At 53.3% G+C, this 10943-nt stretch carries 13 protein-coding genes; 6 read left to right on the plus strand and 7 right to left on the minus strand.

Going from position 1 to position 10943, the window contains the following annotated elements; genetic code table 11:
• Nucleotides 1–3: 3 nt before the first annotated feature.
• The 4 genes from ACJJIR_RS16620 to ACJJIR_RS16635 are packed head-to-tail and all read right to left on the minus strand — an operon-like array spanning nt 4 to nt 3360.
• On the minus strand, nt 4–441 hold the full coding sequence (locus ACJJIR_RS16620; RefSeq protein WP_192879377.1) for an ion channel: 438 nt from the start codon (nt 439–441) through the stop codon (nt 4–6).
• Nucleotides 428–883, minus strand: coding sequence for a tRNA adenosine(34) deaminase TadA (gene tadA, locus ACJJIR_RS16625; RefSeq protein WP_413664653.1), 456 nt, complete (start codon nt 881–883; stop codon nt 428–430). Before tadA ends, ACJJIR_RS16620 begins: the two co-directional genes overlap by 14 nt.
• 39 nt (nt 884–922) lie before the next feature.
• A complete protein-coding gene (locus ACJJIR_RS16630) occupies nt 923–1726 on the minus strand; it encodes a putative RNA methyltransferase (protein WP_444906179.1) in 804 nt (267 codons plus the stop codon).
• Nucleotides 1723–3360, minus strand: coding sequence for a GMC family oxidoreductase (locus tag ACJJIR_RS16635; protein ID WP_282933980.1), 1638 nt, complete (start codon nt 3358–3360; stop codon nt 1723–1725). Before ACJJIR_RS16635 ends, ACJJIR_RS16630 begins: the two co-directional genes overlap by 4 nt.
• A gap of 84 nt (nt 3361–3444) precedes the next feature.
• Between ACJJIR_RS16635 and ACJJIR_RS16640 the strand changes: the two genes are divergently transcribed.
• On the plus strand, nt 3445–4134 hold the full coding sequence (locus tag ACJJIR_RS16640; protein WP_444906180.1) for a class I SAM-dependent methyltransferase: 690 nt from the start codon (nt 3445–3447) through the stop codon (nt 4132–4134).
• 26 nt (nt 4135–4160) lie between these two features.
• Here ACJJIR_RS16640 and ACJJIR_RS16645 read toward each other — a convergent pair whose 3' ends face one another.
• Nucleotides 4161–4313 carry a hypothetical protein gene (locus ACJJIR_RS16645; RefSeq protein WP_413664650.1) on the minus strand — a complete coding sequence of 51 codons (153 nt, stop codon included), beginning with the start codon at nt 4311–4313 and terminating at the stop codon, nt 4161–4163.
• A gap of 165 nt (nt 4314–4478) precedes the next feature.
• On the opposite strand from ACJJIR_RS16645, the gene ACJJIR_RS16650 reads away from it, so the two are divergent.
• Entirely contained in the window at nt 4479–4967 is a 489-nt protein-coding gene (locus ACJJIR_RS16650) for a hypothetical protein (RefSeq protein WP_282933982.1), read from the plus strand.
• An 88-nt stretch (nt 4968–5055) separates the two neighbouring features.
• Nucleotides 5056–5550 (plus strand): RDD family protein, encoded by a 495-nt coding sequence (locus ACJJIR_RS16655; protein ID WP_444906181.1) that lies wholly within the window; start codon nt 5056–5058, stop codon nt 5548–5550.
• Nucleotides 5551–5563: 13 nt separating this feature from the next.
• Here the strand turns inward: ACJJIR_RS16655 and lptG are convergent, their stop codons facing one another.
• Nucleotides 5564–6625: an LPS export ABC transporter permease LptG gene (lptG, locus tag ACJJIR_RS16660; RefSeq protein ID WP_444906182.1), complete on the minus strand. Its 1062-nt coding sequence runs from the start codon at nt 6623–6625 to the stop codon at nt 5564–5566.
• Nucleotides 6618–7751, minus strand: a complete 1134-nt coding sequence (lptF, locus tag ACJJIR_RS16665) for an LPS export ABC transporter permease LptF (RefSeq protein ID WP_444906183.1) — start codon at nt 7749–7751, stop codon at nt 6618–6620. The genes lptG and lptF overlap by 8 nt, the downstream gene beginning before the upstream one ends.
• Nucleotides 7752–7940: 189 nt before the next feature.
• Here lptF and ACJJIR_RS16670 point away from each other — a divergent pair, with 189 nt between their 5' ends.
• The 3 genes from ACJJIR_RS16670 to ACJJIR_RS16680 all read left to right on the plus strand — a co-directional run bounded on the left by ACJJIR_RS16670 (nt 7941) and on the right by ACJJIR_RS16680 (nt 10874).
• Nucleotides 7941–9407, plus strand: coding sequence for a leucyl aminopeptidase (locus tag ACJJIR_RS16670; protein ID WP_444894984.1), 1467 nt, complete (start codon nt 7941–7943; stop codon nt 9405–9407).
• Between the two features lie 129 nt (nt 9408–9536).
• Nucleotides 9537–9959: a DNA polymerase III subunit chi gene (locus ACJJIR_RS16675; RefSeq protein WP_108732077.1), complete on the plus strand. Its 423-nt coding sequence runs from the start codon at nt 9537–9539 to the stop codon at nt 9957–9959.
• Between the two features lie 24 nt (nt 9960–9983).
• Nucleotides 9984–10874, plus strand: coding sequence for a hypothetical protein (locus ACJJIR_RS16680; protein WP_444906184.1), 891 nt, complete (start codon nt 9984–9986; stop codon nt 10872–10874).
• Nucleotides 10875–10943: the final 69 nt, after the last annotated feature.

Genomic DNA, 10943 nt, shown 5'->3' on the forward strand with positions numbered 1-10943 from the left:
TGATCAATTCTCCCAATAACGCTGCATTTTTAAAAACATAAAAGAAGCGGTCCAGGTAATCATCACCAGTCCCGTAAGGGCTTCAAGGCCAGCAGTAAAACGCAGATGCCCCAGGGGCTCGATATCGCCGAAACCCAGTGAGGTATAAGTGGTGAATGAGAAATAGGCGCAGTCCAACAGGCTGCCATTAAAGTTGCCCACCAAAGTACCAAAATAAGGCGAATTCACCATAAAGTAGTAGCAGTAGGCAAACAGCCATATTTCAGCCACGTGGGCGATCAGAGCGCCAAACACCCCCAAGACAATCGCCAGGTTATGCTTGATCGGAATCCAGCGGCCAATCCGGGCAAGGGCACTCAATACTTCGTGGTGAATCAGGACGACGGTGGCGACAACTATCGAATTCACCACAAAAGCAAATGCCAGATCAGCGTCGATCATGAAAGAACTCGCGCACTAAATTGCTTGCCTCTTCCGCCATGACTCCCGACTCCACCGTAATCTTGTGATTGAAAAAGTTGGCTTGTGCCAATTCCAGCTGGCTCTCAACAACACCGGCCCGGGGTTCGGTAGCGCCGTATACCAGCCGCCCTACCCGCGCATGTACCATTGCGCCAAAGCACATAGTACAGGGCTCAATCGTCACATATAAAGTGGTGTTTGGCAGGCGGTAGTTCTGTTGTTTATCTGCCGCTTGCCGCAGGGCTACGATTTCCGCATGGGCACTGGGGTCACAATTCCCAATCGGGCGATTACTGCCCTCCCCTATGATTTTTCCATCCTGGACCAAAACCGCACCCACCGGTACTTCACCGCGCTCAGCAGCGAGTTGTGCAAGCTCCAGGGCTCGCCGCATAAATCCAAAGTCTCTGGGAGTCGCCATAAAGCTGCTCTATTACCTCTACCTTCTATCAAATGCCTGTTATTTATGTTTAATAAAACGACGAATAACAAAGTCCGCCTCCAGCTCCAGGCTGTCGCGCTCTTCGAGTTTCTGCCGTTCTTCACGGTTGCCCTTCCAGGCAAAAGGTGTCATAGCGAGAAAATCGGAAATGGCCTGCTTGCCCTTCAATACAAAAGGAAAACAGCAGCGCATATCGACTTCCGGGGTCAACTTCTCTATCACTTTTGGTGCGGGATGTTTACGCGGCTCTTTATAGAGGTACTTCTTTAGTGACCACAAGTGATCGGGGCCAGGGGATACATCTACCAAATGGCCACCGGTTTTGATTACCCGCTCCATTTCATGATCGGGGGCTGGGGCAAAGATCTTCAGCAGGTTATCCACCGACTCCGAGACCACCGGCAAATTTACATTGCTGGCAACCACAAACTGAGCGCCACTGTCGCGCTTGGCCGCCATTCGCACGCCGGATTTTGAAATGTCGATACCGGAAAGGCCGTGGCCATGCCAGCCAGCGGACTCAAGCTCCCGCAGGTAATACCCCTCACCGCAACCGATATCCAGTAAACGTCGGCCGGGCTTGTAGGGCAAGAGCGCCGAAATACTATCAACCAAAGGCCGATAGTAACCGGCGTGAAGAAAGCGCCGCCGCGCGTGAAGCATCTCCGAAGAGTCACCGGGATCTTTACGGCGCTTGCGATAAACGGGCAACAAATTGACGTAGCCCTCACGCGCGCGATCAAAACTATGTCGATTGGTACAGTGCCAAGTATCTTTTCCTAAAGTTAAGGGGGCAGCACAAAGCGGGCATTGCCAAATCATTCAACTTCCTGAGTGTGTCTATTCTCTTTTACAAACGAGCGCGAAGACCGCTGCATAATCAAATCTGCCGCCTTCTCCGCAATAGCGATCACAGGCGCATTGGTATTGCCACTGATCAGGGTGGGCATTATGGAGGCGTCCACAACCCTCAGTCCATCCACACCGTGTACTTTTAGCTCGCTGTCCACTACAGCCAATTCATCACTCCCCATTCGACAGGTACCTATCGGATGGTAGATGGATTCTGCATGCTGGCGAATATAGTGGATGATTGACTCTCTATCACTCAACTTCTGCTCTGGACGCAAGGACTTTTTCTTGTAGCGACTCAGTTCCTCCTGGGCGAGGATATCCTGTGCCATTTCAAATGCCTCCACCATTACCTGCAGATCCTCGGGCTCACTCAGGTAGTTGGGTTCAATTCTGGGCAGTTTGCGTGGATCGGTGGAGTCCAGAGTGATCTCACCGCGACTCTTAGGCCTCAGGGCACAGGCGTGAAGGGAGTAACCGTAGCAGGTGCGCTTATTAAACCCATGTTGGAAAGTCGGAACTGCCGTCATGTGGAACTGAATATCCGGATTGCCACCCGCCAGACTGGAACTGGCAAAGCCCCCCGCCTCGGCCACATTGCTGGTTAAGGGTCCTTTATTTAAAAAGATCAGTTCTGGCAGGCGCATTGCGGTAAGGAGCTTCGGCCATAGTGCCTCGGAAAAGCTAACCGCTTCAGAGGCTTCCACTACTTGTATGATATCCAGGTGGTCCTGTAGGTTTTTTCCAACACCGGGAAGATGCGCTTGCGAAGTCACTCCAGATTTACGCAATTGGTCCTGATCCCCAATACCAGACAGCATTAATAGCTGTGGCGACTGGATAGCACCGGCACTTAAAATCACTTCCTTGTTCGCCAGGATTTTAGTGCCATCAAGCAATTCGACGCCGGTCGCTTTCTCTCCCCTGAGAATAATCCTCGCCACCTGGCTGTTGGTACGAACATGTAGGTTAGAGCGGCTGGAAACTGGGTGCAGATAAGCTGTAGCCGCAGAGCAGCGGCGTCCGCGCCGTTGGGTTACTTGGTAAAAACCCACGCCATTTTGCTGGCTGCCATTGAAATCATTATTCGGCCGGTGTCCCAGGGACTCAGCTGCGCGTAAAAAAGCATGCCCCGATCGGGTTTTCCACTTTAAATCCGAGACCGACAGAGGGCCGTAGCCACTGTGGTGCGCATCAGTACCCCGTTCATTGCCTTCCGACATTAAGAAGTAAGGCAACAAACCTTTCCAGCCCCAACCGGGATTACCCTCTGCTTCCCAGGCATCGTAGTCGTCGCTATTGCCACGGATATAAACCATGGCATTTATAGAGCTACTACCCCCGAGGGTCCTACCCCTCGGCCAAAACAGTTTCCTGTCATTCAGGTGCTTTTGTGGCGTGGTATGGTGGTGTAGGTTATAGCGAGTACCCGGCAGTAACTCGCCAATACCCACAGGGATGGAGATCAAGGGGCTCCGATCTTTAGGACCCGCCTCCAGAAGACAAACTCGATTCTGCTCTTCGGCACTGAGCCGATTTGCTAAAACACAACCGGCGGAGCCGGCACCTACGATCACATAATCAAAAATCATTTGAGTGGACATGGGACCTCAGCACCTTTGTAGCTGGATGGTCCACTGACGGTACACTCAAGCTGTGAATAATGACAGGCTGGAGGTCACCCAAGCATGCCCAATTCCGAATTCAGTGATGATCAGGTACTCACCTGCTGGCATAAGAATGCTCATGAGTGGACTAAAGTAGTAGACAATGCCGCCATTCCCAGCCGCCGACTAGTTACTGATGCTGCCATTGTCAGCACAATCATGGCGTACCAACCTGCGAGCATTTTAGATATCGGTTGCGGTGAAGGCTGGCTCAGTAGAAAACTGGCGGAGCAAGGTATTCGAGTCTGTGGTGTCGATGGCGTTAAGGATTTAGTGGATATTGCCAGCGCTCGAGCAGGCGCCAATGAATCCTACCGGCGATTGCAGTACGAAGAAATTTGCGCCGAAAAACTGGAACAGCAGTTTGAACTTATCGTGTGCAACTTCTCCCTTATCGGAAAGGAATCTGTCGAGCAACTATTCAGCCATGCACGCGAGTTAATACTGCCCGGTGGGTATTTTGTCATCCAAACTCTTCACCCCCATCAAGCCTGCGGTAATGAGCCCTATCGAGATGGATGGCGCCCGGGATCTTGGGAAGGTATTGAGGGAGATTTTGAAGAGGCCGCTCCCTGGTATTTCCGCACCCTGGAAAGTTGGGTCCAGCTATTTCGTGACAACAGCTTTGCCATAGAAGCGATTCACGAACCCAGAGCCGATAGCCAACCAACCCCATCCTCACTGATTATTTGTGGGAGAATTTTGCGGTAGCGCATTTTGGAACTCTTTCCTGGCACCTAAGCCCCGATCCGGTGGAAAGAGGAGCTATTCAAGACAATTTTTTCATCAGCATTGGCACAGAAATACCAAAACAATAATAAAAAAACATTGGCGGGCTCCTGCTCACGCTCGCGACCACTTAGACAAAAATGAAAAAGTATCCATTTCATGCGGCCTCCAAGGAAAGAGATGACTTTTTCGGACTGTCCAGTAAGTGGAGTTGCATCAGCCGCCTAATTAATTCGAAAAAATGCTTTGTTAAGGGTGACCCATAATAAATTCAACGACCGCTTGCGGCCATCGAAATGAGAAGTTGACACCCAGGGGTAAACAGAATGCTACTCTGCAGTTTCCGATTCAGCGCCAATCAACTAGTGCCAAAAACCGTTGGCCTATTTCTTCTGCCCGCGTGCTGCGTCTGTTCTGCCGATGAGTTATTTATCCCGGATTCCCATGAAACCCTAAATATGGAATCCGGCAGTCTGTTTTTCTCCGACAGTGCATTTGCTATGGATAACGAAGCCCTGGTCCAGGCCGCCGAGTACTTGCGCACCAATAGCATGAGCAACGTACAGCGACGCCTGAATTACCAGTGGCTGCAGATGCACACCAATCCAGATAAGTTTAAGCCCCTGAAAGGTGGCAAGGCATTATCCAAAATCCTGCGAATGGGTCTAGAAACGTACAAAGCACAAAACTCCCGTGCCGCACGTACAGGCTTGCTCAGGTACACCAACAACGAGGGCAAGATTGGCAGCTCGGTGGACTACGGCATCTCTCTGTCCGACGACAAATTCAAGTTCTCTTTTGAGCTGGAGTTTTAGGGAGCCCCTGAACTCAGGCGCGCTACCTCTCCTTCCCCGTTTACAGGTTTGTTAGAATCTCCGCCACTTAAAACCGGCGGAGATAACCGTGAGTAGCTCGAACACCCCCAAATCCTTTCCTGAACTCCCTGTTGCCGGGGTGGGTCCACGCCTGGCCGCACTGCTCTACGACCTGCTGATACTGATGGGCCTACTGGTGGTTTACGGCTTTATCGCGCTGATGGTTGCCTCTACCGTGGTGGGCCTCAACTGCCAGCCCGAGGCAAATGACTACAACCCCTGTGTCAGCGGACCATTCTTCCAGCTAGGCGCTCTAGCGGTTATCGTAGGGTATTACTTCTGGTCCTGGAGGGCTGCGGGTCAAACTGTGGGGATGCGCGCCTGGCGGCTGCTGCTGGCAAGCCCAAACGGAGCCCAGCTCACTTGGCGCCAGTGCATCCTTCGCGCCATCGTAGCGCCGCTGTCTATTGCTTGTTTGGGACTCGGTTACTTCTCTGCCTGGGCCAGATCCGACAAGGCCACGTGGCATGACCTTATCTCCGAATCCGAGGTGCGCGTACTTCCCAAGAAGTCTAAAAAGTAGAAGGCTAGGGGCCCTAACGGGCCCGCTGCAGTAGATACCATCCCGCGCCAAAGCACAGCAATATCGGTAGTAACACCGCGAGGAAAGGCGGGAAACCAAATACCAGGGAAGATGGCCCCAGCATATCCTGGACAAACTGGAACACCAGGCCAACCACCAATCCGGTAAACACACGCAGTCCGGTGGTTACTTCCCGCAGAGGGCCAAAAATAAAGGAAATTGCTACCATCACCAGACTGGCAATAGTGAGAGGCTGCAATACCTTTTTCCAGAACTGCAACCAGTAGCGACTGGAGTCCTCGCCCTTGCGATCGAGGAATTTGCCGTAAGCCCACAGGTTGCGCGGTGACAGATCCGCTGGCAAAGGCACCACCAAGGCGAATAACTCTGGCGAAATCTCCGCCTTCCACTCGGTCGTAGGCAGCGCCTCACTCTCGGTATGCTCACCGGTGAAGATGGTCGTGCGGCTATTCTCCAACTCCCAGCGCTTGCCATCAAAATGGCCGCGCTCAGCAAACTCAACCTGCTCCAGCTCTCGATCGGCACCGAAGTGATAGCGGGTAACACCGTAAAGTTCACCATCCGGCAGTGCCGCGTTGAAGTGAACAAACTCGCCACTGTCTTTCAGCCACAGGCCACTTTCCAGACCGCTCGCCTCCAGCTCACCCAATGCCCGGGCTTTGTCACTCTCGGCAATCACATTGGTCTTGGGAATAACAAATTCCGCCAGGCCCAAGCCCAGTAAAATCAGCAGCATAATGGGCTTCATCACCGCCCAGGTAATCCGACCGATTGAGACGCCGGCAGACCGCATAACGGTCAGCTCACTGGTACCTGCCAATGAACCCAGCCCCACCAGACATCCAACCAGGGCAGAAAAGCCCAGCTGTTCATAGATACGCGCTGGCAATGTCCAACCCACATACTTCAGGGCATCGACAAAGCCGTAATCCTTCTTCAGCTCCCCCAACTGGTCCACTAATGCAAAGACCACAGTGAGGCCAAGAATAATCATCAGCGCGCCACCCACAGCAACAATAACGGTGCGGGCGATATATAAATCGAGCTTACTCACCTGGCGACTCCTTCACATCCTCGGGCAAACGCTTGGGCGGCGCCTTGCGCCAATTTCTTCCCGCTAACAGCAGCAAGCCGAGCAGTAAGAACGGCGGATGAACCAGCCAGATCATTGCCGGATTGGAAATCTTGCCGTCCTCAATCGCCCCCCTGACACCCTGCAGGATTACCAGGTAGGTGATATACAGCAGAATGGCCGGGATCATCTTCGCAAAACGCCCCTGGCGAGGGTTGGTACGGGATAATGGCACTGCGAGTACTGCAACCACCAATACCAATATCGGAAGGCTGAAGCGCCAGTAGAGGTAGGCCCTCTGTTGCGGATCATCGCCTTTAAGAAGATCCAGGGTTGATGCCGATTCCATCTGGTCCTGCAAGCGGCTGCGCTCGCGAGGCACCTCCAGAATCACGGCGTAACTGTCAAATTTCATCTGGCGGTATTCCCGCTCACCGGGAACACCCTCATAGCGATAACCGTCGCGCAGGACCAAATAGCGCAGGCCCGTCTCAGGATCTATCTCCTGTACACCTTCACGAGCCCGGGTTACAACCTGCAGATCCGCCTCAGTTTCCTCTTCCGCACCGCCCAACTCAGCCAGGAATACCCCCAACATGGTGGACTTGTCTTCGCTCAGCGCATCGGCGTAATAAACCGCGCGGCCGCCCTGGGAGGACACAAATCTTTTTGGTACCAGGTGATCAAATTCGTTGCGCGCCTTTTCTGCATTTAACAGGCTGGTGGAACGCTCCATACCTGCCGGAGAGAAATACAGGCTCATGGACGCCACCACCAGCGCCAGCATCAGTGCTGGAATCATGGTATAGCCCAGCAAACGCCAATCGCTAAAGCCACAGGCGTGCAGAACCGTCATTTCACTTTCTATATAAAGGCGGCCATAGGAGAGGAGAATCCCCACAAACAGGCCCAGCGGTAATACCAGTTCCAGGAATCCCGGCAAACGGAATCCCATCAGGGAGAACAGGATATTCGCCGAAATATCACCGGCGGCAGCTTCCGCCAGGTATTTCACGAATCGGCCGCTCATCACAATTAACAGCAAAATTGCGCTAACCGCTAGCGTGGCAAACAGCAGCTCGCGGCAGAGATAGCGAAAAATAATCACAGGGCGAACAAATTCCTTGGTGACAGCGGTGTGATGGTGTCTGAATCAAAAACGAGCAAGTTTCCCTCTAGGTACAGCAATCCATAGGCAGGCGGGTTAAACTTGTGCGACGCATTATCACTAAAAATTCTTGCTATGTCTCGGCCTAGAGACATGCAATCTATTGTCAGATTTTAAGGAAAGCGAAAAATGCAGTTCTCCGCCAAGGTTGCAGATATCAGTAAACAACGCAGTGCCTGCTCTATTATTTCAGCAGATGCCAAAAATAACCTCAGCGAAAGTGGAAAAAGCCTGGATAAATTGACCGGGGGAATGATTGCAAAAATCCTCAAGCGCGGGGACTTGGGGGCCAAATCCGGCAGCACCCAGCTGATCAATCTTATCGACGTTCCCAGCGAGCGCGTTCTGGTCGTACGCACCGGTAAAGGCACCATCAGCCAGGCGGAATTCCGCAAGCTGGCAGCCAGCAGTGCCAATGGGGTAAAGAACTTTAAAGAGGCCGCGAGCTACCTCTGCGAAGTAGAGGTTGAAGGTGCCGATAATCGCTGGAAAGCACAGCAAATCGCCATGGCCGCCGGCCTGGCAAGCTATCGCTACACCCTGTCCCGCACCGATGCAAAGCCCCTGCCCCTGGCGAAATTTACCATCCACGCTCCAGAGAAAAAGCAGCTGAAAGCTATTCAAGGCGGCATGGAAGTGGGTGCCGCTCAAGCACTGGGCAGCAATGTCGCCCGTGATTTGGGGGATCTCCCAGGCAATATTTGTACCCCCAACTACCTGGTTGCCCAGGCGAAGGCGCTGGCTAAAAAACATGCAAAGCTCACCACCAGCGTGCTGGACGAAAAGAAAATGAAAGCCCTGGGCATGGGTGCTTTCCTCAGCGTCTCCAAAGGCAGCGACGAGCCCCCCGCGCTGATTGCCATGAACTACAAAGGTGGCAAGGCCAGCGAAAAACCTGTGGTATTGGTCGGTAAAGGCATCACCTTCGATAGCGGCGGCATCAGCATCAAGCCGGGCCAGGCTATGGACGAAATGAAATACGACATGGGCGGTGCCGCCAGTGTCTTCGGCGTAATGAACGCCCTGGTTGAACTGCAGCCTTCTATCAACGTAGTAGGCCTGGTTGCCGCTGCTGAAAATATGCCCAGCGGCCGCGCCAGCAAGCCCGGTGATGTTGTGACTTCCATGTCCGGCAAAACCATCGAAATCCTCAACACCGATGCCGAAGGCCGCCTGGTTCTGTGCGATACGATCACCTACGCAGCCAAGTTCAAGCCCAGCGCAGTGATTGATATCGCCACCCTCACCGGTGCCTGTGTTATCGCCCTGGGCCATCACGCCACCGGTCTCTACGCCAATAACGAAGAACTGGCCAAGAGCCTTCTCCAGGCCGGCGAAACTACTGGCGACCGCGCATGGCAAATGCCGCTGTGGGACGAGTACCAGTCCTCCCTGGATTCCAATTTTGCCGATATCCAAAATATCGGTGGGCGCGAAGCCGGTTCAGTAACCGCTGCCTGCTTCCTGGCGCGTTTTGCCAAAGACTACAAGTGGGCACATATGGATATTGCCGGTAGTGCTTGGAAGTCCGGCGCACAGAAAGGTGCAACCGGCCGTCCGGTTCCCCTACTGGTTGAATATCTACTGGGCAAATAAGTAGCCAAAGCGCACAATAGCCGCCGGCACCATCGGTGCCCGGCGCGCCGGGCGGTCCATTGATTAATGGGCCGCTTTTGTTTTTGGCAGCGTATCAATATGGCCGGGATTATTTGACCAGTATCTGTAATGACTCGCATTGATTTCTATATTCTCTCTTCCGACCAACCGGAACACGCCGATGTTTTTGCCTGCCGCCTGGCTGAAAAAGCCTTCCGCGCGGGTATGCGGGTATTAATCGCGGTGGACGACTCGCAACGGGCGGAGCAGATGGATCAACTGCTGTGGACATTTCGCGAGGACAGTTTTCTGCCCCACGCCCCGCAAACTGAAAACCAACAGGCGCAAATAGAAATTAACAGTGGCGAAGACCCCGCAGATCACCACGGCTTACTGATCAACCTCTGCTCCAAAGTACCCAAGTGGTTTAGCCGCTTTGAACGCTTGGCAGAAGTTGTTATCCAACAACCGGAACCATTAAAACGGTCCCGATTGCGATTTGGTCACTTCCGCGATCGCGGATATCCGTTACAATCCCATAAGATCAATTAGAGCCTCTAACTACGTCCGAGAGTCATGTCCGGCAAAAAAAACAAACACAAGCACCGCGGACAGCAGCGCAAGCAGCCCAGTGAATTTCTGGATGAACTTAATTCACTGCACAACTTGCTTGTCACCGACGAGAACAATGAAGAAATCCCCGTGCTCAGCCAGGTGGCCAAGCAGGGTAATCCTGTAACCCCTGAGCCCCCCACACTTCCCACTATTACCGACATACCGAAACCCAGTGGGACACCGGCTACCAGTGAGTTTGAAGATATCGACACCTCACTGGAAGATATCGACTTGCCTATTTTATTTTCACCGGTTGAAGAAGAGATGCTGGCCCAACAATCCCTGTCGCTGGCAGAGTCTGACCTGGCTCTTTTGCGCCCGCTTCAAGATCTGGCTATAGAGGATGAGGAACCACAAGCTTCCGCAGAAACCGGGCAAATCGAAGAAAAGCCCGTTGAAGATAAACCGGTTGAAACACCGTTAGAGCAGATTTCCCGGGAAACCAAAGTTGAAGATTTCCCAGAGGCCGAACTGGAGAGAGAGCCCGAACCGCAGCCGGAGCCCCGGGCGGAAAACCCATTTCTGCCAAATCATATTCGCTCCCGCCTCACCGGTGGACGGCCCCTACCAGTTGAAGAAAATACCCAAGTAACCGAAACCCCAGTGCTCCCGGAAGTAGAAGCCCCAGCAACAGTGGCACCAGCCCCTGAAGTAAAGGAAGAAGCTGAACTTCCAAGCACTGAGGCCCAAGCCGCCGAAGAAGATCCGGCCGCAGACCCTGAGCCCTCCGCCAAAGAGCGCCAGCGCCAGGAATTGATCGAACAACTCGTCGCCCAACAGCTGCCCAAACTGGAGCGCCGCCTGCGCGCCCAAATAGAACACGTGGTCGACGAGCTCGGCGTTTGGGATTAAGAGACGGCCTAAGGGAGCCTCTGAATAACTCCCTAAGCTCAAATACCGCCTTTTGCCCACCAGACCCCA

Source organism: Microbulbifer maximicatervae (SeqCode) (assembly GCF_052467385.1).